The organism is Microbacterium esteraromaticum (genome assembly GCF_017303215.1).
In the GTDB taxonomy this organism is placed as follows: Bacteria; Actinomycetota; Actinomycetes; order Actinomycetales; family Microbacteriaceae; genus Microbacterium; species Microbacterium esteraromaticum_C.
The window spans coordinates 1,120,059-1,143,749 of the sequence record NZ_JAEMWU010000001.1; the positions used below are offsets into that span (position 1 = coordinate 1,120,059).

General features: G+C 67.9%; 21 protein-coding genes. 10 read left to right on the forward strand and 11 right to left on the reverse strand.

Annotation, left to right across the window (positions count from 1 at the left end):
• Positions 1-274 precede the first annotated feature (274 nt).
• From JF543_RS05095 to JF543_RS05105, 3 genes are read left to right on the forward strand one after another with little or no spacing between them, the layout of a single operon-like run.
• Complete coding sequence (locus tag JF543_RS05095; protein WP_206822924.1) at positions 275-1,546, forward strand: glycosyltransferase family 4 protein; 1,272 nt, start codon at positions 275-277, stop codon at positions 1,544-1,546.
• Between the two features lie 17 nt (positions 1,547-1,563).
• On the forward strand, positions 1,564-2,451 hold the full coding sequence (locus tag JF543_RS05100; RefSeq protein WP_206822926.1) for a hypothetical protein: 888 nt from the start codon (positions 1,564-1,566) through the stop codon (positions 2,449-2,451).
• A 29-nt stretch (positions 2,452-2,480) separates the two neighbouring features.
• On the forward strand, positions 2,481-2,717 hold the full coding sequence (locus JF543_RS05105) for a PqqD family peptide modification chaperone (RefSeq protein ID WP_206822927.1): 237 nt from the start codon (positions 2,481-2,483) through the stop codon (positions 2,715-2,717).
• A gap of 11 nt (positions 2,718-2,728) precedes the next feature.
• Here the strand turns inward: JF543_RS05105 and JF543_RS05110 are convergent, their stop codons facing one another.
• The 8 genes from JF543_RS05110 to JF543_RS05145 all read right to left on the reverse strand — a co-directional run bounded on the left by JF543_RS05110 (position 2,729) and on the right by JF543_RS05145 (position 11,472).
• Positions 2,729-3,394 (reverse strand): low molecular weight phosphatase family protein, encoded by a 666-nt coding sequence (locus JF543_RS05110; RefSeq protein WP_206822931.1) that lies wholly within the window; start codon positions 3,392-3,394, stop codon positions 2,729-2,731.
• A 9-nt stretch (positions 3,395-3,403) separates the two neighbouring features.
• Positions 3,404-3,877 carry a VanZ family protein gene (locus JF543_RS05115; protein WP_206822933.1) on the reverse strand — a complete coding sequence of 158 codons (474 nt, stop codon included), beginning with the start codon at positions 3,875-3,877 and terminating at the stop codon, positions 3,404-3,406.
• 189 nt (positions 3,878-4,066) lie between these two features.
• Complete coding sequence (locus JF543_RS05120; RefSeq protein WP_206822935.1) at positions 4,067-5,455, reverse strand: sugar nucleotide-binding protein; 1,389 nt, start codon at positions 5,453-5,455, stop codon at positions 4,067-4,069.
• Between the two features lie 57 nt (positions 5,456-5,512).
• Positions 5,513-6,502 (reverse strand): dTDP-glucose 4,6-dehydratase, encoded by a 990-nt coding sequence (gene rfbB, locus JF543_RS05125; protein WP_206824238.1) that lies wholly within the window; start codon positions 6,500-6,502, stop codon positions 5,513-5,515.
• 2 nt (positions 6,503-6,504) lie between these two features.
• Positions 6,505-7,377: a glucose-1-phosphate thymidylyltransferase RfbA gene (rfbA, locus tag JF543_RS05130; protein ID WP_206822938.1), complete on the reverse strand. Its 873-nt coding sequence runs from the start codon at positions 7,375-7,377 to the stop codon at positions 6,505-6,507.
• Positions 7,378-7,415: 38 nt separating this feature from the next.
• On the reverse strand, positions 7,416-8,522 hold the full coding sequence (locus JF543_RS05135; RefSeq protein ID WP_206822940.1) for a glycosyltransferase: 1,107 nt from the start codon (positions 8,520-8,522) through the stop codon (positions 7,416-7,418).
• The gene (locus tag JF543_RS05140) at positions 8,522-9,832 is read right to left on the reverse strand and encodes a UDP-glucose dehydrogenase family protein (RefSeq protein ID WP_179411634.1); all 1,311 of its coding nucleotides are present in this window, start codon (positions 9,830-9,832) and stop codon (positions 8,522-8,524) included. The genes JF543_RS05135 and JF543_RS05140 overlap by 1 nt, the downstream gene beginning before the upstream one ends.
• Positions 9,833-9,924: 92 nt before the next feature.
• Positions 9,925-11,472 carry a sugar transferase gene (locus tag JF543_RS05145; RefSeq protein ID WP_347401099.1) on the reverse strand — a complete coding sequence of 516 codons (1,548 nt, stop codon included), beginning with the start codon at positions 11,470-11,472 and terminating at the stop codon, positions 9,925-9,927.
• Positions 11,473-11,727: 255 nt separating this feature from the next.
• Between JF543_RS05145 and JF543_RS05150 the strand changes: the two genes are divergently transcribed.
• Genes JF543_RS05150 through JF543_RS05160 form a run of 3 tightly spaced genes read left to right on the forward strand, consistent with a single transcriptional unit; the run spans position 11,728 to position 14,587 of the window.
• Entirely contained in the window at positions 11,728-12,300 is a 573-nt protein-coding gene (locus JF543_RS05150) for a hypothetical protein (RefSeq protein WP_206820943.1), read from the forward strand.
• Positions 12,301-12,344: 44 nt separating this feature from the next.
• Positions 12,345-13,382: a MauE/DoxX family redox-associated membrane protein gene (locus JF543_RS05155; protein ID WP_206822946.1), complete on the forward strand. Its 1,038-nt coding sequence runs from the start codon at positions 12,345-12,347 to the stop codon at positions 13,380-13,382.
• Positions 13,382-14,587: an anhydro-N-acetylmuramic acid kinase gene (locus tag JF543_RS05160; RefSeq protein WP_206822947.1), complete on the forward strand. Its 1,206-nt coding sequence runs from the start codon at positions 13,382-13,384 to the stop codon at positions 14,585-14,587. Before JF543_RS05155 ends, JF543_RS05160 begins: the two co-directional genes overlap by 1 nt.
• On the opposite strand, the gene lepB is transcribed toward JF543_RS05160, so the two are convergent.
• Positions 14,550-15,260, reverse strand: coding sequence for a signal peptidase I (gene lepB / locus JF543_RS05165; protein WP_206822951.1), 711 nt, complete (start codon positions 15,258-15,260; stop codon positions 14,550-14,552). The genes JF543_RS05160 and lepB overlap by 38 nt on opposite strands.
• A gap of 104 nt (positions 15,261-15,364) precedes the next feature.
• On the opposite strand from lepB, the gene JF543_RS05170 reads away from it, so the two are divergent.
• Positions 15,365-16,417 carry a hypothetical protein gene (locus tag JF543_RS05170; RefSeq protein ID WP_206822952.1) on the forward strand — a complete coding sequence of 351 codons (1,053 nt, stop codon included), beginning with the start codon at positions 15,365-15,367 and terminating at the stop codon, positions 16,415-16,417.
• 6 nt (positions 16,418-16,423) lie between these two features.
• Here the strand turns inward: JF543_RS05170 and JF543_RS05175 are convergent, their stop codons facing one another.
• Positions 16,424-17,863 carry a polysaccharide biosynthesis tyrosine autokinase gene (locus JF543_RS05175; RefSeq protein WP_206822956.1) on the reverse strand — a complete coding sequence of 480 codons (1,440 nt, stop codon included), beginning with the start codon at positions 17,861-17,863 and terminating at the stop codon, positions 16,424-16,426.
• Positions 17,864-17,928: 65 nt separating this feature from the next.
• Complete coding sequence (locus JF543_RS05180) at positions 17,929-19,296, reverse strand: polysaccharide biosynthesis tyrosine autokinase (RefSeq protein WP_206822962.1); 1,368 nt, start codon at positions 19,294-19,296, stop codon at positions 17,929-17,931.
• Positions 19,297-19,381: 85 nt separating this feature from the next.
• On the opposite strand from JF543_RS05180, the gene JF543_RS05185 reads away from it, so the two are divergent.
• The 3 genes from JF543_RS05185 (at position 19,382) to JF543_RS05195 (ending at position 23,691) form a co-directional block, all read left to right on the forward strand.
• Positions 19,382-20,617 (forward strand): hypothetical protein, encoded by a 1,236-nt coding sequence (locus JF543_RS05185; protein ID WP_206822963.1) that lies wholly within the window; start codon positions 19,382-19,384, stop codon positions 20,615-20,617.
• Positions 20,618-20,777: 160 nt separating this feature from the next.
• Positions 20,778-22,565, forward strand: a complete 1,788-nt coding sequence (locus tag JF543_RS05190) for a polysaccharide biosynthesis protein (protein WP_206822964.1) — start codon at positions 20,778-20,780, stop codon at positions 22,563-22,565.
• Complete coding sequence (locus tag JF543_RS05195) at positions 22,558-23,691, forward strand: DegT/DnrJ/EryC1/StrS family aminotransferase (RefSeq protein WP_206822967.1); 1,134 nt, start codon at positions 22,558-22,560, stop codon at positions 23,689-23,691. The genes JF543_RS05190 and JF543_RS05195 overlap by 8 nt, the downstream gene beginning before the upstream one ends.

Consider the following 23,691-nt stretch of genomic DNA (forward strand, 5'->3'; position numbering starts at 1 on the left):
GGCATGCCATTTTCGGGCAGTGACCAGCCGGATGTCCTCTCCGCGGCGAGCCAGTGTTCGCTCCCGCGTGCGCCACGGCCCCACCGTGGCGCTGTGAGAAATTCTCAGTACGCGCAACCCGACTCCCCTGTAGGCTAAGCACCACAATAGACTGCGCTTCTTCTTCCTGTGGGCGCGGACTGCATGCAGATGTCGTCGGGGGATGACATCTGTTCTGGGGACAGGAAGCACGGCTGGGGAGCCGTGATCTGGGGATTGCTGGGGAATTCTGGGGATGGGACTCTCACGTTCCGCGAGCCCGCACATCGTGCACCTCGCGCACACGACCGCAGCCGGCGGCGCAGAGCTGGCGCTCAAGCGACTGCTCGACACCAAGCCCGACTGGGAGCCGAGCCTGCTCATCCCCGCCGAAGAAGAAGAGAACGTCTTCGTCGGGGTCAGCACCTCGACCGGTGGCGTGCGCCAGCTCTCCGGAGCCAGCCGTAGTGGTGCGCTGCGCGCGCTCGGACTCGGCACACGGCTGATGGTGCAGGCCGCCATCACCCGCTGGCATCCGGCCGTCCGTCACAGCGACCTCGTCGTCGCCAACTCCACCCGTTCGGCCGCCTACGGCGCGCTCGCGGTGCTGGGCACCCGGCGTCCGTTCGTCGTGCACCTGCGTGATCACATCTCGCCCGAGGCACTGGGGTCGGTCGGGTACCGCATCATGACGCGTTTGGTGCTGCCGCGCGCCAACGGCGTGGTCGCCAACTCGCGAGGCACGCTCGACACGGCGCGTGAGTTCCTGCACGACGACGCCGTCGTCGCGGTCATCCCCAGCCCGTCGGGCCTCGGCCGCCTGCAGCAGCACGTGCGCGGCGACGGTCCGCTGCGCATCGGGATGCTGGCCCGCCTCGACCCATGGAAGGGGCAGCTCGCGCTGCTCGATGCGTTCGCGCAGGCGTTCCCCGACGGTGACGCGCAGCTCGACCTGGCCGGCGCGGCGCTGTTCGAACACGCCGAGTTCGCCGACGAGCTCCGTATGCATGCCGAGGAGCTGGGCATCGCCGATCGGGTCAATCTGCTGGGACACGTGCACGACATCGCCCCCTTGCTGGCGACGTGGGATGTCGCCGTGCAGTACTCGCTGCGCGCCGAGCCGATGGGGCAGAACGTGTTGCAGTGCCTGGCAGCCGGCACCGCGGTCGTCGTCGCCGACGAGGGCGGGCCGACCGAATGGGTGCGGCACGAGCACAACGGCCTGCGGGCCGCGCCGCGCGACACAGGTGCCCTGGCTGACGCACTGCGTCGTCTCGCTGACGACCCCGTGCTGCGACAGCGTTTGAGTGCCACCGCCGTGCGCACCCCGGGTCTGCTCGGTGATGCCGAGATCGCCGCGATTCACGCGGGCGTCTACCGCGACGTGATTACTCTGGCGGCTGCCGACCGCCACACAGCAACAGGACGTGCCGCCCGCAGCACGGCGCCGAGCATGCGCACGGTCGGCGCATCGCTCGCCGCGCTCCAGGTGCCCGACGCTCAGCCCGTGGTGGCTCGCACCCCGTGATCGTCTAGGCTGACGGCGTGATCGAACCCGCGCCGGAGGCGGCTGCCGAGCGCCGTGCAGGTGCGGTGCCCGCCAGCATCCGACTGCGCCTCGCCCGCGCCGCGGTGCAGGCGCTGGCCGAGGAAGCCGGGGCGCGGATGCTGCATATCAAGGGCGACGCGATCGACCCCGCCCTGCGTGCCGTACCGCGGTACGGAACCGACGTCGACGCACTGGTCGACCCGCGCCGGATCCGTGCGATGCACGACACGCTGCTCGCGCACGGATGGCGCGTCTACAGCACGTTCCGGTTCGGTTCGTCGTTCGAGCACGCGCAGACCTATCTGCACGACACCTGGGGCTACTTCGACCTGCATCGCCGGTTTCCCGGCATCGGGCTCGCCGATCAGCACGCGTTCGACCTGCTGTGGGCGCAGCGCTCGCCGCGGGCATCCGCCGGCAGAACCTATTGGGCCCCCGGCATCGATGCGCAGGCCATGATCCTGGTGCTCAACGCAGCGCGCGGAAAGAGCGGGATGCCCCCGGTCTGGCACGAACTCGACGACGACGCGCGCGCACGTGTGCGCGGGCTCGTCGAGGAGCTAAACGCCGACGTCGCGTTCGCCGCGGCCTCGGGAGATCTTGACGGCTACCGCGACCACCGCGAGTACCTGTTGTGGAAGGTGACGGCGCAGGGCGGGCCACGCGTCGTCGAATGGTGGGCGCGCGTGCGCGCACAGCCGACGATCGGTGGGCGTCTGCGCGTCGCAGTTCAGGCACCCTTGGTGAACACCGACCGACTCAGCCGCAGGCTCGGCCATGCGCCGACCCGGCGCCAGGTGGTCGTGGAGTTCTTCCACCGTGCGGCACGCGGGTTCCGCGAGACGGCGAGCATGATCGGCCGCGGACTGCGAGGCCGGCGATGAAGCGTGTACGCCCCAGCGATCAGTGCGCGGTGATCGACGATGATGGCGTCGTCTACGTGGCGCCGCTGCCCGATGGGCCGATCCTGGTGCTCGACGGAGTCTCGGCGCTGATTTGGCAGACCGTGTGCGATTCGCAGATCGATGACGCGGTGGCGTACGTGGCGGATGCTACCGGGCAGCGCCCCGAAGATATCGCCGGGCATGTCGATGCGTTCGTCACCGATCTCGTGCGCCGTGGCGCGCTTGTGGTCGACGACCACGGCTGATCGCGCCGACGCTACCCCCGCAGAGCCGCGCGGATCACCCGGGCGACCTCATCGATCGCGGGGAGCAGTTCGTTCGCCATCTGCTCGTAGACGGCATCCGACTGCCGATAAGGGTCGATAACGTCCTGCGCCTCCGACAGCGTGCGCGACCGCGTCACCGCCGCGACGGCAGCGGCGACGCGCTGCGCGGGAATCGGGCCCGCCGCGTGGGCGGTCGCGGCGATCTGGTCATCGGTCAACGTCGCGCTCAGTGCGGCGAACTCGCGCACCGCCAGTACGTGCCGCTGCTTGCGTGGCATCAGATGCACCGCCGCGTCTCGGTGCTCGGCGGTCATGCCCAGGACGAGATCGGCCTCGGCGATCATCGGTTCGACGAGGTACCGCGCGCGATGACTCGCGATGGCGTCGTCGTCTGCTCCGGCACGGGCGGCGATGCGCCCGGACTGCGGTGTGATGCTCTGCCCGACCGGGGCGTGCGTGCCGGCGCTGTGCACCACGACCGGAAGATCGGCCAGCCGCGCGGCCAATACGGTCGCGGCGACGGGGGAACGGCAGACATTGCCCGTGCACACCGTCAGGATGCGGACGAGGGCTCCCTCTTGCATGCGACGGCGATCACGGCGCGTCAGAGGGCGCGGCGCCGAGCCCGCTGTCATCCGCTCGACGTGTTCTGACATCTGCTCAGCCTAGGCGTCGACGGATTCGCGTAGCGGCGGCACGCGGCGCGCACGCGGTGGATGGCGCCGCACGAACAGGCGGGCGACGAGGCATCCGATCGCTGTGCCGAGTGTGTTCGCGATGAGGTCAGACAGGGTCGGGTGGCGGCTGGGCATCACGGTCTGCACCAGTTCGATCGTCGCACTCGTGGCGTAACCCAGCAGAAGGACCACCCATGCGCTGTTTCGGGGGAAGGCCGCGACCAGCAACAATCCGAGCGGCACGAACAGGGCGATGTTCGCCAGGAACTCGAACAGCGTGTAGGTCGTCATCATCGACACGTCTAACCGGGAACTGACGAACTGCGCGAGCCGGTAGACGATGCCGGTGACCTTTGAGGCCGCCGTCGCCGGCAACCACACGATCAGCGCGAGCGCGACGCCGTAGGGCACGAGCATGACGCGCGCGACGATCGCGAGGAACGGAAGACGTCCAGACGGCATGCGACTCAGCCTATGGATGCTGCATGGGAGCGCCCTGAGCCGCGAGTGGAGCGGCGGACGCTGGGGCACAATGAAAGGGTGTACATGTCCGTCGATAGCATCACGATCCTGATCGGGATCGCGTCTGTGCTGCTCGCGATCGCTCGCGTCGAAGGACCACCGCGACACCTGCTGACCGGCCGCTGAGCGTCAGCGCAGGTATTCGGTGAGGCGGCTTGCGCTGTCTGCGGGCACGAAGCCGGTCGCCTCGATTTTGCGGAGCTCGAGCACGCTGTTGCGGGGGCGCGGGGCGATCCGGTCGGTGGCGTTGGCGTAGTACTCGTCGGTGCTGACCGGGCTCACGCGCGCCGGGTCGTGGCCGGTGAGGCGGTAGACGTCGCGGGCGATGTCGGCCCACGTCTGCGGTTCGCCGCCGCCGGTGAGGTTGTACGTGCCGTACGGCGCCACCGTGCCGAGCAGATGGCGGATGCCCCGGGCTATGTCGTCGGCGAAGGTGAGTCGCCCGGTCTGATCGTTCACAACCCTGGGGTCGATGCCGCGGTCGGCCAGTGACGCCATGGTGCGCACGAAGTTGTCGCCGTCGCCGATCACCCACGAGGTGCGCACGATGTAGTGCCGGGGTGCGGTGGCTACCGCGAGGTCGCCGGCAGCCTTGCTCTGACCGTAAGCGCTCATGGGCGACAGCGCGCTGCCCTCGGTGTACGCGCCCTCCTGCGTTCCGTCGAAGACATAGTCGCTAGAGACGTGAATGAGAGTGAGCCCGTACTCGGCGGCGATCGCGGCGAGACGTGCGGGGGCCGCGGCGTTGATCTGCCAGGCCGCTACGCGCCCCTCGGTTGTCTCGGCGCGGTCGACGGCGGTGTAGGCGGCCGCATTGATGATGGCCCCGTAGTCCCGCCACCGGCGTGCCGTACCCAGCTCGGGGTCGGTGAGGTCCAGCTGCTCACGGCCGGCGTACTCGATGTGCGCGGCGCCACCGAACTCTGCGCGCAGCGCCCGACCGACCTGGCCATCGGCGCCGGTGATCAGGATCTTGCGCGGGGTGATCGGGGTGACATCCTGCAGACGCGGGTGTTGCTTGTCTTTGGCAGAGATCTCGACCTGGTCGAGCGGGATCGGCCAGTCGATCGCGGCGGTCTCATCGGCGAGGTTCAGAAAGGCGTAGTCGGTGTTCTCGGCCGACCAGTGATCGTTGACCAGGTACGTGTACGCGGTTCCGGGTTCAAGTGTCTGGTAGGCATTGCCGACTCCGCGGGGCACGAAGATCGCCCGTGACGGGTCGAGTTCGGCGGTGAACACGGCACCGAAGGTGGGGCCTTCGCGCAGGTCGACCCAGGCGCCGAAGATGCGACCGGTGGCGAGCGAGACGAATTTGTCCCACGGCTCGGCATGGATTCCTCGGGTGGTGCCGACCGCATCGTTGAACGAGATGTTGTTTTGCACCGGTCCGAAGTCGGGCAGCCCCGCGGCGATCATCTTCTCGCGCTGCCAGTTCTCTTTGAACCATCCGCGGTTATCGCCGTGCAGCGGCAGGTCGACCAGCACCAGCCCCGGAATCCTCGTCTCAGTGAGCACCATCAGCGGCCCCCGCCTCCCGGTCGTTGAGCGAGCGCAGCGAGACGAAACGCATCGGCATCACTGCCCCCGCTCCGTATAGAACGCCTCGGTCGCGTCCTTCGCCGGCGCCCACCATGCTTCGTTGCCGCGGTACCAGTCGATGGTCGCCGCGAGCCCCGCCTCGAAGTCGCCGTACTGGGGCGTCCAGCCGAGCTCGTCACGCAGCTTCGACGCATCGATCGCGTAGCGCAGGTCGTGCCCGGCCCGGTCGGTGACGTGGTCGTACGCGTCGGGGCTCTGCCCCATCTGCGTGAGGATCAGCTCGATCACCGACTTGTTTTCTTTCTCGCCGTCGGCGCCGATCAGGTAGGTCTCGCCGATGCGCCCCCGATCGAGCACCGCCAGCACCGCCGACGAATGATCATCGGCGTGAATCCAGTCCCGCACGTTGTGTCCGGCACCGTAGAGCTTGGGGCGGATGCCACGGATCACGTTTGTGATCTGTCGGGGGATGAACTTCTCGACGTGCTGATACGGCCCGTAGTTGTTCGAACAGTTGCTGATCGTCGCACGCACCCCGAACGAACGCACCCACGCCCGCACCAACAAATCGGATGCCGCCTTCGTTGACGAGTACGGCGACGATGGGTTGTACGGGGTCGTGTCGGTGAACCGCTCGGGGTCGTCGAGTTCGAGATCGCCGTACACCTCATCGGTCGAGATGTGATGGAACCGCACATCGTGCCGGCGCACCGCTTCGAGCAGTGTGTACGTGCCGACGATATTGGTATCGAGGAACGGCCGCGGATCGGCCAGCGAATTGTCGTTGTGCGACTCGGCGGCATAGTGCACGACAGCATCCGCCCCCGCGACCAACCCGTCCACTAACTCGGCGTCCGCGATGTCACCGCGCACGAACGTGACACGGTCATCGGGCAGCCCCGCCAGCGACGCACGGTTGCCCGCATACGTCAGCTTGTCGAGCACGGTGACGTGGTGGTCGGTGTGCGCCACAACATGGTGCACGAAGTTCGATCCGATGAACCCGGCCCCGCCGGTCACGAGCATCCTCACCGCGCGCCCCTCTCGAGCAACTGCAGCAGATAGGTGCCGTATCCCGACCTGACCAGGTTCTCGGCACGCTCGCGCAGCTGGTCGTCTGAGAGGAGCCCCTGCCGCCAGGCGACCTCTTCGGGCGCACCGATCTTCATGCCCGTGCGGCGTTCGATGGTGCGCACGTAGTCGGCGGCATCGGTCATCTGGTCGAACGTGCCGGTATCGAGCCACGCCGTTCCGCGCGGGAGCACCTCGACGTGCAGCTTGCCGCGTCGCAGGTACTCGCGGTTCACATCCGTGATCTCGTACTCACCACGGGCGCTCGGCTGCAGTGACCGGGCGATCTCGACCACATCGTTGTCGTAGAAATACAAGCCCGGCACCGCGTAGTTGCTCTTCGGCACGACCGGCTTCTCCTCGAGCGAGACGGCGTGGCCGTCGCCGTCGAACTCGATCACGCCGTAGGCCTGCGGTTCGGCGACCCAGTACGCGAAGACGGCACCGCCGTCGATATCGCGGAACCGGGCCAGCTGGGTGCCGAGGCCGGGGCCGTAGAGCAGATTGTCGCCGAGCACGAGGGCGACCGAATCGTCGCCGATGAAGTCGGCCCCGATCGTGAAGGCTTGCGCGAGGCCATCGGGCGAAGGTTGTTGTGCGAACGACAGGCGGATGCCGAACTGTGAGCCGTCGCCGAGCAGACGCTCGAAATGTGTCGCGTCATGCGGCGTCGTGATCACCAGGATGTCGTCGATACCCGCCAACATCAGCGTCGACAGGGGGTAGTAGACCATCGGTTTGTCGTATATCGGCACCAGCTGCTTCGAGACGCCGAGCGTGACCGGATGCAGACGGGTTCCCGAGCCGCCAGCGAGAATGATCCCCTTCATACGTTCATCGTGGCACGGAGTGAAGCCCGAGACGAGCCTCAGGCCTCGCCGACGAACGCGCGGATCTTTTCGGCGAAGACCGCTTCGCTGAACCCGGCGGTCGCCGCCGCAGCGTCGAACGACGGCAGTGCGATGGCCGCGGTGATGGCGGATGCCAAATCGCCGGGATCCGTCGAGGACGCGACGACTCCGCTGACGTCGGCTGTGAACGTCTCGAGCTGTCCTCCGACCGGGCCGGTCACCACCGGGGTGCCAACTGCCTGTGCCTCGACGGGAACGATGCCGAAGTCCTCTACGGCGGGGAAGACGAACACCGCGGCGCGCTGCATGAGCGTGTACAGCAGGGCATCCGACGGGAAAATCACGAACGCGACCGGCACGTTCGCCTCTGCGGCGAGAGCGCGCAGACGCGGCTCATCCGGGCCGCTGCCCGCGATCACGACGGGCAGCCCCGCACGTTCGCCGGCCTGGATCACCAGGTCAAGGCGCTTGTAAGGGGTGAAGCGCGAGACGCCGAGTATGTATGTGTCGGGCAGGGCATCGCGCACGCGCTGCTCGTCGTCGTCGGTCACGGCCTCTTGCCAGTCACCCTGTGCGAGCAAGCGGTCGACGGTGACTGGGGGATGGATGACGGTCGCGTCACGATCCCACACTTGGCGCACGCGGTCGCGAACGAAACGACTGTTGGCGGCGATCGCCAGCGGCTCTTTCGCGCGCGCCCGATCCAGGCGCTGGAACAGCGGGGCCACGGCGCGCACAGCCGGGCGGGCGCCGCGTTCATCCAGCTCGGGCGCCCAGATGTACCGCGCCGGAGTGTGCGCATAGACGAACTTCGGTACGTCGCGTCCGGGAAAGTGAGCGTGGTGCGCGAAGACGTACGAGCTGATCAGCATCCAGTCGTAGTCGCGTCCTGTGCGCAAGGTACGCCACGTCGCCGGCATGAGCGGCAGCGCCAGCGCCTTGCGTCCGCGCAGGGGAGTGTGCGCCAGCCAGCTCTCGTGCACGGCGTGCCCTGGGAACCGTCCCGGTGCGTCATCCCACAGACACAGCAGATCGGCATCCGGAAAGTTCTGGGCCATCGCATCGAGCACGCGCTCGGCGCCACCGGACTGTTCGATCCACTCCTGAACGAGCAAGCCCGCCACTACGGCCGCCCCATTCCGAAGTAGGTCCAGCCGGCAGCACGCCACGCGACGGAGTCGTACGCGTTGCGTCCGTCGACCATTACTCGTCCCCGGGTGAGAGAGGCCGCATGCTCGGGTGAGAGCTCGCGGCGGTACACGTCCCACTCGGTCACCAGCAGCACGGCATCCGCGTCGCGCAGGGCAGTGTCGCGGTCGGCGACGTACGTGAGTTGCGGATGCAGTCGGCGGGCGTTCTGCAGCGCTTGCGGATCGGTGACCACCACCTCGGCACCCAGGCCGTGCAGGCGCACGGCGGCGTCGAGGGCGGGTGAGTCACGTACGTCGTCGCTGTGCGGCTTGAAGGCTGCGCCGAGGATCGTGACCTTCTTACCGTGCACGCTACCGCCAAGTCCGTCGATGACCAGCTGAACGGCGCGGTCGCGGCGGCGCAGGTTGATGGCATCGACCTCGCGCAGAAAATTCACCGACTCGCCCCTTCCGAGCTCTTCAGCGCGTGCGGCGAACGCCCGGATGTCTTTGGGTAGGCATCCGCCGCCAAAGCCGATGCCCGATCCGAGAAACGGCCGGCCGATGCGCTTGTCGTGTCCGATTGCCTCGGCCAGCAGGGTGACGTCGGCGCCGGTCACCTCGGCGATCTCGGCCATCGCGTTGATGAACGAGATCTTGGTGGCGAGAAACGCGTTGGCCGAGACCTTGACGAGTTCGGCGGTGGCGTAGTCGGTGACGATGAACGGCGTGCCCTTGGCGACTGCCGGGTGGAACACGTGGCGTAGCACGTCGGCGGCGCGCTCGCCGTCGACGCCATCGGGCACACCGACGACCACGCGGTCGGGGTCGATGGTGTCTTGCACCGCCCACCCCTCGCGCAGAAACTCGGGGTTCCACACCAGCGTCGCGTCGGTGGTCGCCACGCGTTCAGCGAGCATCGCCGCCGTGCCGACCGGAACAGTCGACTTGCCGGCCACGACGTCGCCCGGCCGCAGGTGCGGCAGCAGTGACTCGAACGCTGTGTTCACATCGCTGAGGTCGGCGGCGTGCCCGCTCAGTTGCTGCGGGGTGCCGACACCGACGAAGTGCACACTCGCTCCGCTGGCGCGCGATATGTCGGTCGTGAACTCGAGTGTGCCCGCTTCGACCCCCGAACGCAGCAGTTCGGGCAGACCCGGTTCGAAGAATGGTGCCTCGGCGCGGGAAAGTGCGTCGACCCGCTGAGGGTCGATGTCAATGCCGATCACGTCGTGGCCGATCGATGCCATTGCCGCGGCGTGCACCGCCCCCAGGTACCCGCATCCGATGACAGACAGCTTCATGCGAGGTCCCCTCCCCATCGAAGTGAGCGCGTACGCGCCGTGATGGCGCGACCTCGCGGTCACGCGATCATCGTAGCGGGGTGCCCGCGGGCTCAGTACGCACCGCGGCGCTCGGCGACGGCGCGCACGGTGCGCCAGATGATCACCAGGTCGCCGGCCAGCGACCAGTTCTCGACGTAGTACAGGTCGAGTCGCAGGCTCTCTTCCCACGACAGGTCTGAGCGCCCGCTGACCTGCCACAGCCCAGTGATGCCCGGCTTGACGAGAAGACGGCGTTCGGCCCAGCTCTCGTAGTCGCTGACCTCGCTCAGCAACGGCGGGCGTGGACCGACTAGCGACATGTCTCCACGGACCACGTTGATTAGTTGGGGCAGCTCGTCGAGGCTGAGGCGGCGCAGCACGCGCCCGATCGGCGTCACGCGCGGGTCGTCGCGCATCTTGAACAGCACGCCATTGCCGTCGTTGTGCGCGAGCAGTTCGGGCAGGCGTGCTTCAGCGTCGGGCACCATCGACCGGAACTTGAGCATCGTGAACGTGCGACCGTCGAGGCCGACGCGCTGCTGACGGAACAGTGCGGGACCGCCGTCGGCGCGCACGCGCAGGGCGATGAACAGCAGCAGCGGGCTGAGCGCGATGAGTCCGAGCCCCGCGGCGATGATGTCGAAAGCGCGCTTGGTGATGTAGCGCGAGCCGGTGAACTCGGGGGAGTCGACGTGCAGCAGCGAGAGACCGGCGACCGGCCGCGCATGCAAACGGGGTCCGGCGACGTCGGTCAGCGCAGCCGCGAGCACCAGCTCGATGCCGTGCGACTGAAGATCCCAGCCGAACTGGCGCAGTTTGGCGGGCGAGATCAGGTCGGAACCGCTGTACACGACGGTGTCGGCGCCCGAGCGTTCGACCGCGGCGACGATGTCGTCGAGTCCGCCGATCAGCGGCACACCGGGAAGTAGTTCGTCGTCGGCACGGTTGGTGATTGCGCCCGAGACGACGATGCCGGCGGCGCGGTCGCGGGCCAGCTCACCCGCGACATGCTGGGCGTTGCCGTGCTCGCCGACGACGATCGCGCGGGCGAGATAGCGGCCGTGTGCACGTTCTCTGCCGAGCCATTGGCGCCATACCCAACGGCTGACGACCAGGGCCACCAGGCCGACCGGCATGGCCAGCAGCAGGTAGCCGCGGGCGAGGTCGACACGCAGCAGGAACGCCGCGATCGCGAACAGACCGAACATGCGCAGGCTGGCGTCGACGACCAGGCGGTACTCGTCCCAGCCGCTGGCGACCCGCTGTACAGAGCGCGTGCCGAGCAGCTTCAGCGTCGCCAGCCAGGCGACGATGACGATCAGCGAGACGAATGTGTAGGCGAGATTGAAGCCGTCGCCCGAGAGCCCGGGGATGTGCAGTCCGGCGGGGGCGCCGAAGCGCAGCTGCTGCGCGCCGAACACGGCGGCGATGACGATGATCGTGTCGGTGAACGCCAGACGGCGGCTGTACGTGCGCTGCCAGCTGACAGTGGATGCTGCCGCGGCGGCGCTGCGGCGGGTCGGCGCCTCGACCGGCCGCACGGTAGCCGGGCGCGCTTCGAACGACGGTGTGGCTATGCGCGGTTTGCCGCGCAGAGCGAAGTCCCCAGAAAAAACCACGACCCCTCCCCAGAGGATCCGTACTTCACACATCTCTGCCCCCGCAGAGATGAACCTCGATGTTCGAGTCATCGAGCGACGATCCCGCCCCAAACGGGATCTTCGGCCGAGTCTAACCCCTCGACGGGCGATGTGGTAGGTGCGCGTCGAGTATGCGGTAGCATCAGCCTGCGCCGCGAGCCCACCGGATCTCGTCGCGTTCGCCTGTCGATCATCCTGGGGGATGGGGCGAGGGATCATCCGGAGGGGAACTCGATGTCTGAGAACGTAGAGCCGGGCGGCGTCAGCCGTCGCACCGTGACCAGGGCGATGGCGTGGGCAGTGCCCGCCGTCGCCGTTGCCGCCGCCGTGCCGATCGCCGCCGCGTCGGTGAACGAACCGCCGCCGCCGGTCTTCGCGTGGTCGAGCGGCTGCGCCACGACCGGCAGCGGAGGCGGTTGCGCGGGTGCGCGGAAGACGCCCCAGGTGCCGTTCACGATCACCAATCCGACCGCGATGACCGTGCAGTTCCAGGTACTCGGCCAGAAGTCGTGGATCGGACACGGAGCTCCGCCGGCGAACTGGTCGCCGCTGGGAGGCATCTATGCCAACCACGGCACCCAGCACAGTTGCGGCCCGCGTCTCGACGTCGTCGGATGCGACGGATACCGCAGCATCGTGCTCGCCCCCGGTGCGAGCCTCAACCTCTGGTTCGTCGGTTCCGAGATGGGCAGCGCCAACGAGTTCTCGATGCGCGTCCACTATCGCTGGGTGACGTCCACCTGCGGGATTCTCGTGGCGCCGGCCGAGATCGGCGCGCACATGTCGTCGAGCACCAACTGCAAGTGAGGCGTGGCCGGCCCGTGTGATCTCATTCGCGAGAGAATGAAGCTGTGCCAGGACCGTTGACCGTCATTTCGCCACTGCTGCTCGCCGCCGTGCTGGTCGCCAGCGGAGTCGCCAAGCTCCGTCGACCCGACGATCTCGCCGGATGGGCCGACCTGGGTGTTCCGGCGGTGTTCCGGCGCACCTGGTTGCTCAGACTGCACCCGTGGGGTGAGATCGCGCTCGGTCTGGCGTTGGCGTTGCTCGGCGGCCTGCTCGGCGAGCTCGCCGCCCTCGCCGCCGTAGCGCTGATGGCGGGTTATCTGGTCTTCGTCGCGCGTATCGTGCGCAGCGGCACCGATGCGAGCTGCGCCTGCTTCGGCGCGCGCAAGCGCGTTACCGGTGCGACGGTGACGCGCAACGCCTGGTACGTGGCGCTCGCCGTCATGGCCGCCGCGACGACCTGGGCGAACCCGCCGTGGGGCGGCCCGCTGCTGGCGCTGCGTGGCGACAGCTGGCTGTGGGCGCTCGGCCTGCTTGCGGCCGCCATCACGGTTGCCATCACGATGTGGCCCGCACCCGAAGAGACCTCGACCGGCGCACAGCCGATGACCGAGGTGACCGGCGCATCGGCATCCGATGACGATCTCGACTACATCCGCTCGCGCACTCCCGCCGTTCCGGTAACGCTCGCCGGAGGCGAGCTGACCGATCTGCGCACGCTGAGCATGACCGGCCGCCCGCTCCTGACGCTGCAGGTGAACCCCGGATGCGGCTCGTGTGTCGACATCTACGAGCGTCTGGATGTGATCCGCACGACTTTGCCCGAGGTCAGCGTTCGTCTGCTGCTCACCCAGGAGCCGGGTGATTCGGCGTGGACCGAGAAGGGCGAGTCGCCCTCGCTGCACGACCCGCACCGATACGTGGGCCAGACGATCGGGCAGAACGCCACGCCGACCGCGGTGCTCTTCGGCCTGGACGGCCTGCTGGCCGGAGGGCCGGTGGTCGGTTCGCACGATATCTTCGGGTTCGTCGACGACATCTACGAGAGTCTGCACGGCGAACGTCCTGCACAGCCCCTCGCCGCCGAAGCGGGGCAGAGCTGATGCGCGTTCTGGGACTGCTCTCGGGCACCTCGCACGATGGCATCGACGCGGCTGTCGTCGATCTCGTGGTGAGCGGTGCGGATGCCACGGGCAGGGTCGATCTGCGCGGCACGGTGATCGCCGCTGCGAGTGTGCCGTACGGCGCGCCGTTGCGTGCACGCTTGATCGACGCGCTGCCCCCGGCACCGACGACCTTGGCCGAGGTGTGCGAACTCGACACGCTCATCGGGCAGGCGTTCGCCGAGGTCGCCGCTCAGGTGGCAGACAGCGCGGGTGGGGTGGATGCCGTGTGCTCGCACGGGCAGACCGTCTACCACTGGGTGCAGGGCGCGCACGCGCTCGGCACGCTGCAGATCGGGCAGCCCGCGTGGATCGCCGAGCGGGTCGGCGCCCCCGTCGTCTCGGATGTGCGCGTGCGCGACATCACCGCCGGAGGTCACGGCGCGCCGCTGGTGTCGTTCCTCGATGATCTGCTGCTGCGCTCGCGCGCGGGCACGTCGGCGGCACTCAACCTCGGCGGCATCGCGAACATGACCGTGGTGGGCCCGAACGCTCTGAGCGCCTACGACATCGGCCCCGCCAATGCCCTGATCGACGCGATGATCGTCGCCGAAGAGCTCAACGGTCTCGGCTACGACGATGACGCGCGCATCGCCCGCTCCGGTCGCATCGACGAGTCGCTGCTCGCCGCGATGCTCGACGACCCGTACTACGCACTGACACCGCCGAAGAGCACGGGCAAGGAGCACTTCCACCTCGACTACGTGCGGCAGCATCTGGCTGCGCAGCAGCGCTCCATCCCGGTGGCAGACGTGGTGCGCACGCTCACTGAGCTCACGGTGCGCACGGTGGCTCAGGACGTGCGTGCGGCCGGGATCGACTACCTCGCGGTGTCGGGCGGCGGATGTCACAATCCGCTGATCATGGACGGATTGCGCGCCGCGCTACCCGAGACCGATGTCGTGCTGTCGGACGCGCTGGGCCTGCCGGCGGATGCCAAAGAGGCGATCCTGTTCGCCGTGATCGGCTGGTGCACGATGAATGGCGTCGCCGCGGTCGTACCGGGCGGAACCGGGGCGCCGCAACCGCGCATCCTCGGCACGATCACACCGGGGGCTGGGCCGTTGCAGATGCCGGCGCCGGTCGCGGGCATCCGATCGCTGACTCTTACAGACCGCCCCACCGCGACGCCGGCCACAGAATAGCGCTCGCTCGGCCGACGATGTCTTCGTCGCGGGCCCACAGCCAGCATCCGCTGTCGTTGTCCGCGTCTCTGCGACAGTGCTGGGCGCTGTCGGCGGACAGCGAGCGGTGATCACCGAGCACGAGGTAGCGCCCCTCGGGAACCGTGACCTCAGGCAGGCACCGGGGGGACGCCGGTGTGGTCGTGCAGTCAAGAACGCCGGGTTCGAAGGCGAGATCGTCGAACACGTACGGTTCGTCCAGCGGCTCGCCGTCGACGATCACTGCGCCCTCTGCGGTGCAGCACGCGACGGTCTGACCGGGACCAGCGATCACCCGCTTGACGAGTGTGTGCGGACCCGACGGGCCGAATCCGCTCACCTCGCCCAGCCAGCGCAGCGCGCTCTTGACGGGACCCTCGTCGAGGTGGGCCTCGGCACCCCAGGTCTCGTCGGCGTCGAAGACGATGATCTCGCCGGTGCTGGGGTGCGCGTCGCCGACGTACGCGAGTCGATTGACGAGCACGCGGTCGCCGACGAGCAGGGTCTGCTCCATCGACCCCGACGGTACCCAGTACGGTTTTGCGACGAACGAGAGCAACGCGCCCACCACCAGGAACGCCAGCGCCAGGTGGAACCACGCGCTGCCGGTGATGCGTCGCCACCGGGCGGGGGAGGGGCGTTCAGCGTCGGTCATGCTCCCATCCTGCCCTGCCGCCGCCGCGCCCGGCAGAGCCGCCGCGCCGCTGTAGTAGGTTCGGAGCGGGTGCTCGATCGGGGGAGCAAGGGGGAGCCGCACACATGACGAACGTGTTCGATGTCGCAGCTCTCGGCTCCCGAGTGCGGCTGGCCTTCGACGACGACGTGCCCACCGCGACCGTCGAGGCCGTGCGCGGCGCATGGATCGACGCGGCGCTGCGTACGCCCGGAGCACCGGATGCCCTCGTGCCGGTCACCGCCGAACGCGAAGCGGACGCCATGGCCGAGCGCCTCAGCGTCGAGGTGACGCTCGCGGCATTGCGGCAGCGGCGCGGAGAGCTGCTGATGTTCCACGCGGCGGGGATCGCCGATGCGCGCGGCCGGGTCGCGGCGTTCGTGGGCCCGTCCGGTCGCGGCAAGACCACCCTCGCTCGCGCGATCGGGCAGCACTTCGGGTACGTCTCGGACGAGACGGTCGGTGCCGAACCAGGCGGGCGCGTGCTGCCGTACCGCAAGCCGCTGTCGGTGGTGCGCCGCGGTGCGCCCAAGCAGCAGGTCGCACCCCGGGCGTTCGGGCTGGTAGGTGCCGATGACGTTCGCCTGCGTTTGGAGGCGCTCACGATTCTTGATCGGGATGCCACGGTCGAGACGCCTATTGTCGAGTCGGTCGATTTCTGCGATGCGGTCGCCGAGATCGTGCCGCAGATGAGCTATCTGGCCGACCTGTCCGCGCCGTTGCAGACGCTCGCGTCAACGGTCGATCGCATCGGCGGGTTCACGCGGCTGCGGTACTCGGATGTCGAGTCGGTGGCTCCGCTGCTGCCGGGGCTGCTCGACCACCGCGGCGCGGGTGCGACGTGGCACGCGGTTCCCGCCGCGCAGGGCACGGTGCTCGGCGGCAGGTACACCGCGGCCCCCGTGCTCGATGCTGTGCGTTTCGGCGACCGTGCCGTGCTGTTCACCGGTCGGCGCGTGCAGGTGCTCGACGGTATCGCCCCAGTGGTGTGGGATGCGCTTCGCGCCGGCCACGACCTCGATGGCGTCATCGCTGCTGTCACCGACGAGTTCGGGGAGCCTCCGCACGGCGACGCGCGCATGATCGTGGAGTCGACGATGGATCAGCTGGTCGGCGAGGGGATCCTCGCCGGCGCGTGAGGGCTGTCAGGCCTTCGCCGTCGTCCGGCGCTTGGGCTTGGCCTGTGCCTGGCTCAGCTCAGGCTCGGCCTGCTCGGTGGTGTGCGTTGAGCCGTACGTGTAGCTGCCGTAGCCGTAGCTGTCGGGCCCCTTGGTGGGCAGCATCGTGACAATGGTGCCGAGCAGGTCGACGCCGGCGGTCGCGAGGGTGCGCACAGCGCCGGCGAGTTCCTGCTTCTTGGTCTTGCCTGACGCGGCCACGAGGATCACACCGCGGGTCTTCTTGCCGAGCACGGCGGCGTCGGTGACCAGTAGCAGTGGCGGTGCGTCGATCAGCACGTAGTCGAAGTACTCGCCGAGCGGCTGCAACACCTGGTTCATTGCGGCCGAGCCGAGCAACTCGCTGGGGTTCGGGGGCACACGCCCGCTGGTGAGTACGAACAGTTCGTTCTTGCCCCACTTCTGCAGGGCATCGGCGACGTCGACGCGGCCGATCAGCACGTCGGTGAGCCCGACGCCGCCCTCGAGCCCCATGTAGTCGGCGATGCGGGGCAGGCGCAGGTCGCCATCGACGAGTGCGACCCGTGCTCCGGTCTCGGCCAGCGCGATCGCCAGGTTGGCGGTGGTGGTCGATTTGCCCTCGCCGGGGCCGGCGCTCGAGACGACGAACACGCGGCCGCCGCCCTCGACATCGAGGAACTGCAGGTTGGTGCGCAGGCTGCGGAACGACTCGGCGCGCGGGCTGCGCGGGTCGGCGTGCACGATCAGCGGACGCTTTTGTGCTTCGGGGTCGAAGGCGATACCGCCGAGCATCGGGCGGTCGGTGATCTCTTCGAGGTCGTGCAGCGTGTGGATGCGCGTGTCGAGTACGGTGCGCAGCATGGCGATGCCGATGCCGAACGCCAGGCCGAGCAAACCGCCCAGCGCGATCAGCATGCGCACGTTGGGGCTGGCTGCCGCGGTGGGCGCGACGGCCGGTTCGGTGACTGTCACCAGCACGGGGCTGGCACCGTCCTCTGATGCGGGCTGTTCGAGGGTGTTCTGCACGACGTCGGTGAAGCTGCCGGCGACGGCGTTGGCGATGACGGCGGCCTGTTCCGGGTCGCCGTCGGTGACCGAGATATCGATGAGTACCGTGTTCAGGGGCGCCGAGGCCGACACCTGCGGGGCGAGCTTGCCGGCGGTGGTGTCGAGCCCGAGCTCGTCGATGACCGGGTCGAGCACGAGCGCGGTGTTGATCACATCGACGTAGCTGGTGACCATCTGCCGGGCGAAAGTGGTGCCCTGCACGAGGTCGCCGGTAGCGGCACCCTCAGTGCGCACCGAGACGTACAGCTGGGTGGATGCCACATACTTCGGCGCCTGCAGCGCGGCGTAGCCGGCACCCCCCGCGAGTCCGAGCACAAGCAAAGCCAGGATCAGGATCCAGTTCTTGTGCAGGATGCGTATGTAGTCGCGAAGCTCCAACGCAACTCCCCCTCGTTTAGGTCAATCTGTCGATTCTCACACACCGGGCCGGACGCCCTGGGCGCTCAGGACTTGGCGAGTGCGCCGTACCCGTAGGTGCCGTAGGCGGTCTTGTCGGCGCCGCGGATGGGCAGCATGGTGACGACGGCTCCGAGCACACGGCCGTCGGCCGCGGTGATGCGGTCGGCGGCGGCGGCGAGGTGGTCGCCGCTCGTCACGTCGGCCGCGACAACGAGAATCACTCCGGTGGTCAGGCGCGAGAGCACCGCGGCGTCGGTGACGGGCAGCACGGGCGGTGCGTCGATGATGACGACGTCGAAGGCCGCCTTGAGGTCATCGATCAGGGTGCGCATCGCGTCGGAGCCGAGCAGCTCGGCGGGGTTCGGTGGCACCGTGCCGGCGGGCAGGGCGAAGAATGTGCCGCGTCCCCACCGCTGGATCACGTCGTTCACGGCGACACGGCCGATGAGCACGTCGGTCAGGCCGATCGCGCCTTCGATGCCGAGCAGTCCCGCGACGCGGGGCTTGCGCAGGTCGGCGTCGACGAGCGCGACGCGGTAGCCGGCTTCGCCGAGGGCGATGGCCAGGTTCGCGGCGGTGGTCGACTTGCCTTCGGCGGGGCCGGCGCTGGTGACGACGAAGACGCCGGTCTCGTCGATCGGAAAGAGGAATCGCACGTTGGTGCGCAGGCTGCGGTAGGCCTCGGCGCGCGGGTCGCGCGGGGCATTGGCCATGATCAGCGGGCGTGCGGCCGCCTTCGGGTCGAGAGCGATGCCGCCCAGCACGGGGCCGATCGCCTTGTCGACGTCTTCGATGCGGCGGATACGACGGTCGAGCGTGCCGCGCAGCAGGGCGATGCCGATGCCGGCGCCCAGGCCGAGCAGTGTGCCGAGGGCGATGTACATCGGCACGTTGGGTGCGGCGGGCGTGGTGGGCACGGTCGCGGTTTGCAGCGGGACGATGCGGATGCTGTAGGCAGCGCCGTCGCGCTGTTCGACGCGATCGGTGATCACGGTCGAGAAGCTGTCGCCGATGGCGTTGGCGATGCGCGCGGCTTGGCCGGGGTTGGCGTCGGTGACGGTGACGGTGAGGATCACGCCGCGGGTGGCGACGCCGACATCGACCTTGGATGCCAGTTGCTGAGTGGTGAAGTCGAGGCCGACGTCGTCGACCACGGGTTGCAGCACGAGCGAGCTGGTCACTACACGGCGGTAGCTTTCGACGACCTGCTGGGCGTAGCTGTTCGCCTGGTTCATCTCCCACGATGTGGCGCTGTCGCCGGTGTCGACGGCGACCATCAACTGCGTCGAGGCTTCGTAGCGTTGTGGGGTGAGCAGAGCTGCGAGCGTGCCGGCACTCAGACCGATCAGGGTCGCCGCGATCACGACGACGAGGTGTCGTCGCAGAACGCGGATGTAATCGCGCAGGTCCATCGTGCTCCCGGTCGGCGGGCCACGGGGCTGTTCCCCGAGTATCCTCAGAGGCTACTGGGTGTCGATGTCGACACCAGAATTCGCGATGAGGACCACCGATGAGCACACACCGATGACGACTCTTGACGATCTCTTTCCCGACGGCCCGCGCCAGATGGCGGCGCCTGTGGTCGATGACCACCACACGGTGCGACGACTCGATGCCATGCTCGGTGATCGGCGTGCTGATCTTGACCGCACGCAACGGGCATCCGCTCGGCCTGCGCTGGTGGCGATGGTCGACGGCGCTGTCGCCGATGCGCGCCCGCTCGGCGAGGTGCCGCCGGTGTCGCGCCCAGACGGGCGTCGGCGACGCCGGTTCGACGCGATCAGCGTCGCGGCGGGTGGGCTCGCGGTGGCTGCTCTCGTCGTGACGGGAGCGATCGGGGGAGTGCAACTGGCGACGGCCAGCCCTGCCGATGAGGCGCTGAGCGCGCTGGCAGCCGATGAGAAGACGATCGACAGTGCGATGGCGGGACTCCAGTCGGCGCACGCCCGGCTCGCCGAGTCGATCTCCGAGGCGGATGCTGCCGCGGCCGCGCTACCGGCCGAGCTGCAGCAGGTGCGTGAGGCGACCGACCCGGCGGACATTCCGCCGGGATGGACCGAGGCGCCCGAGGATGCCGGTGTGATCGCGATCGCTGACCCGGCCGCGCTTGATGCGGTTCTGGCGGCGGTCGAGTCGTACCGCACGGATCTGGCGGCGGTTGAGTTGTCCGAGGTTCCGGCGGAGTACGCCCGGGCCGATATCGACGCGGACTCGCTTGATGAGGTGGCTGCGGCGATCGATGCGGCGCAGCAGCAGCTGGCGCAGATCGACCGGGCGACGGCGGCGCTGCGCGAGACGCGCATGGCGGTCGATGCGCGGACGGCGCAGTTTGAAGCCGAGTTGGCGGTGTTCACCGCGACGTTCCCCGGGCTGGCGCAGACCGTGGTCGAGCAGAATCCCGACGCCGAGCCCGAGTTAGCCGCAGCCGTGGTCGCGGCGGGGCAGGCGGTGGCGCGTGCAGACCTGCTCGAGGCGCACGGCACAGCGGTGCTCGTGCCGTATCGCGAGGCCGTCGTCGCTCTGGTCGAGAGTCAGGTGTATGCCGACCGGGTGCGGGCAGAGCAGGAGCGGCGCGAAGAAGAGGAACGTCAGCGCCAGCAAGAACAGCAGCCGCAACCGGAAGTCTCGCCCGACCCGGTGGAGCCCGATCCTGAGCCCGACGATACACCGGTCGAACCGATTCCGGCCCCGGTGGAACCGACGGATCCATCTGAGGCGGGCGCTGGCGTATAGTGGCCGAAACTTAGAGTTTCATGTGAGAATATGTACGCGGCGTTAGGTTATGCGGAGGGACGACCGGATGGTGCCACGGGGGGCTGATGTTGTCGCGCCAGCGACCGGAGAGATCACTGTTCCATTGCACGTGAGGGTGGGGCGCCGTCGTCGTCGCGTTATGGCTGCGATCGTGGACGGCGCCGCGTGGGTGCTCGGTGTGCTGCTCGCGGTGATGCTGCGGTTCGAGCTTGCGATGCCACCGCACGGTTGGGCCGCGACGATCGTGCTCGCGCTCGTCGCAGGGGCGCTACAGGTTGCGGCTGGCTACGCCACGAAGCTGTACCGTGGCCGGCACACCTATGGGTCGTTCGATGAGGTGCTGCTTCTCGGCCTGATCGTGCTGAGCAACACCTTCGTCCTGGGCCTGCTCGTGATTATGTTCGGGGTGCAGACCGGCGTGCCGCGCGGCACGATGTTCTTGGCGGCGCCGATTGTGCTGCTGTTGATGTTCGGCGTGCGCTACATGGCGCGTCTGATGATCGATCGTTCACGCAAGCCAGGCAACGACGCCGAGCCCGCGCTGATTGTGGGGGCGGGGTACATCGCCGACAAACTGCTGCACAACATCACCACCGATCCGACATCGCCGATCCGGCCTATCGGGCTGGTCGATGACGACGAGGCTAAACGCAACCTGGTGCTGCGTGGTGTTCCGGTCGTCGGGCGCACGTCCCAGATCGAGGAAGCGATCGCACGTACCGGCGCGAAAATGCTGGTCATCGCAATTGGCCAGGCCGACAGCGTACTGCTTCGCTCGATCAGCGACCGCGCCGTCAAGGCGGGCGCGCGCGTTGCGATCACGCCGTCACTGAACGCGCTCGCTTCGGGCGAGCTGTCACCGACTGATGTGCGAGATATCAGCATCGAAGACCTGATCGGGCGTCACCCGGTCGACACGAACGTCGAGTTGATCGCCGGGTACATCACGGGAAAGCGTGTATTGGTGACCGGTGCTGGCGGCTCGATTGGCTCGGAGCTGTGCCGGCAACTGTCGAAGTTTGGCCCGGCCGAGCTGATCATGCTCGACCGCGACGAGACGGGTCTGCAGCTCGCCCAACTGGGTACGTCGGGGCATGGGTTGCTGCACACCGACGAGGTGGTGTTGGCGAACATCCGGGAGGAGGAGGTCATCACGAGCCTCTTCGAGAAGCGGCGGCCCGAGGTCGTCTTTCATGCGGCGGCGCTCAAGCACCTGCCGATGCTCGAGCAGTATCCCGATGAGGCATGGAAGACGAATGTGCTCGGCACACGCAACGTGCTGGCGGCGGCGATGGCGGTTGGTGTTGAGCACTTTGTCAACATCTCGACTGACAAAGCCGCGAACCCGACCAGTGTGCTGGGGCACTCTAAGAGGGTGGCCGAGAAGCTCACCGCGTGGGCGGCCGAGCAGAGCGGCATGAACTACGTGTCGGTGCGATTCGGCAACGTCATCGGCAGTCGCGGGTCGATGCTACCGACGTTTCAGGCGCTGATCCGTGAGGGCAAGCCGTTGACGGTGACCCACCCCGATGCGACGCGGTTCTTCATGACGATTCCCGAGGCATGCCAGCTGGTGATTCAAGCTGGCGGCATCGGGCGTCCTGGTGAGGTGCTGATTCTCGACATGGGCGAGCCGGTGTCGATTCTTGAGGTGGCCAAGCGCATGATCGCAATGTCGGGCAAGAAAATCGAGATTGTGTTCACGGGGCTGCGCTCGGGCGAAAAGCTACACGAGGAGTTGGTGGGATCGCGTGAGAACCTGGAGCGACCGTTTCACCCGCAGGTCTCGCACACCCGGGCGGATTCGATCAGTCCTGAACGACTCGACAAAGCAGGTTGGAAGGCACGTATGAGGGCTGAGCCCCGTGACAATGACACCTCACTGATCGAGATGCTGAGCATCGAGACGGTGCGTTCGAATGGCTGAACGGATCTACATGTCGTCGCCCGACGTTGGCGAACTTGAAGAGCAGGCGGTCGTCGCTGCGATGCGGTCTGGGTGGATTGCGCCGCTGGGGCCCGACGTCGACGCCTTCGAATGCGAGCTGGCCGAACGTGTGGGAGTGGCACACGGCGTCGCACTGAGCTCGGGTACCGCGGCGCTGCACCTAGGCTTGCTGACCTTGGGTGTCGGCCCGGGAGATGTCGTATTGACGTCGACCATGACGTTCGCCGCGACCACGAACGCGATCGTGTACACGGGTGCCGAACCCTACTTCATCGATGCGGACCTCTCGACAGGGAACATGGATCCAGCGTTGCTGCGTGTGGCGTTGACGAAGTTGCGCGCAACGGGTGAGCGAGTCGCTGCGATCGTGCCCGTCGACCTACTCGGCAAGGCGGTCGACTACACGAGTATTTTGGCGATCGCTGACGAGTTCGGCGTGCCTGTGTTGGCTGATGCGGCCGAGTCGCTGGGGGCGACGCACCAGGGTAAGGCAGCGGGCAGTTTTGGACGGGCCTCGATCGTCTCGTTCAACGGCAACAAGATCATGACAACGTCGGGTGGCGGCATGCTGCTGACCGACGACACGGACTTCGCACATCACGTGCGCTACCTCGCAACGCAGGCGCGTCAGCCGGTCGTGCACTATGAGCACACCGACGTCGGGTACAACTACCGCATGAGCAATCTGCTCGCGGCGCTCGGCAGGGCTCAACTGTCGCGACTCGATGAGATGATCGCTCGGCGGCGTGAGATACGCGAGCTTTACAAGCAGATGTTCGCTGGTGTCGATGGCGTCGAGGTCTTCGGCGCCAAGGGCGATGAAGCCGACAACGTGTGGCTGACGTCGATTCTGGTCGAGGGGGATGTCGCGGGCTGGCGGCCTTCAGACCTATCGGCTGCGCTGGCTGAGGACAACATCGAGAGCCGACCAATGTGGAAGCCGATGCACATGCAGCCGGTCTTCGTGGGGCATCGCGGTGAGATCAACGGCGCGTCTAGGAAGCTGTTTGAGCGTGGCCTGACGTTGCCCAGCGGGTCTGCACTGACGCGGGAGCAACGCGCTCGTGTCGTCGGCAAGCTCGATGACTTCTTGGCGGGGCGGTGA

What these genes read in the sequence shown, in the direction of transcription:
- JF543_RS05115 (WP_206822933.1), bottom strand. Translation starts at nt 3,877, where the DNA reads ATGCCGTCTGGACGTCTTCCGTTCCTCGCGATCGTCGCGCGCGTCATG.
- JF543_RS05095 (WP_206822924.1), top strand. Translation starts at nt 275, where the DNA reads ATGGGACTCTCACGTTCCGCGAGCCCGCACATCGTGCACCTCGCGCAC.
- JF543_RS05195 (WP_206822967.1), top strand. Translation starts at nt 22,558, where the DNA reads ATGGCTGAACGGATCTACATGTCGTCGCCCGACGTTGGCGAACTTGAA.
- JF543_RS05120 (WP_206822935.1), bottom strand. Translation starts at nt 5,455, where the DNA reads ATGGTGCTCACTGAGACGAGGATTCCGGGGCTGGTGCTGGTCGACCTG.
- JF543_RS05110 (WP_206822931.1), bottom strand. Translation starts at nt 3,394, where the DNA reads ATGTCAGAACACGTCGAGCGGATGACAGCGGGCTCGGCGCCGCGCCCT.
- JF543_RS05180 (WP_206822962.1), bottom strand. Translation starts at nt 19,296, where the DNA reads ATGGACCTGCGCGATTACATCCGCGTTCTGCGACGACACCTCGTCGTC.
- JF543_RS05140 (WP_179411634.1), bottom strand. Translation starts at nt 9,832, where the DNA reads ATGAAGCTGTCTGTCATCGGATGCGGGTACCTGGGGGCGGTGCACGCC.
- JF543_RS05190 (WP_206822964.1), top strand. Translation starts at nt 20,778, where the DNA reads ATGGCTGCGATCGTGGACGGCGCCGCGTGGGTGCTCGGTGTGCTGCTC.
- JF543_RS05150 (WP_206820943.1), top strand. Translation starts at nt 11,728, where the DNA reads ATGTCTGAGAACGTAGAGCCGGGCGGCGTCAGCCGTCGCACCGTGACC.
- JF543_RS05170 (WP_206822952.1), top strand. Translation starts at nt 15,365, where the DNA reads ATGACGAACGTGTTCGATGTCGCAGCTCTCGGCTCCCGAGTGCGGCTG.
- rfbB (WP_206824238.1), bottom strand. Translation starts at nt 6,502, where the DNA reads ATGCTCGTGACCGGCGGGGCCGGGTTCATCGGATCGAACTTCGTGCAC.
- JF543_RS05160 (WP_206822947.1), top strand. Translation starts at nt 13,382, where the DNA reads ATGCGCGTTCTGGGACTGCTCTCGGGCACCTCGCACGATGGCATCGAC.
- rfbA (WP_206822938.1), bottom strand. Translation starts at nt 7,377, where the DNA reads ATGAAGGGGATCATTCTCGCTGGCGGCTCGGGAACCCGTCTGCATCCG.
- lepB (WP_206822951.1), bottom strand. Translation starts at nt 15,260, where the DNA reads ATGACCGACGCTGAACGCCCCTCCCCCGCCCGGTGGCGACGCATCACC.
- JF543_RS05185 (WP_206822963.1), top strand. Translation starts at nt 19,382, where the DNA reads ATGAGGACCACCGATGAGCACACACCGATGACGACTCTTGACGATCTC.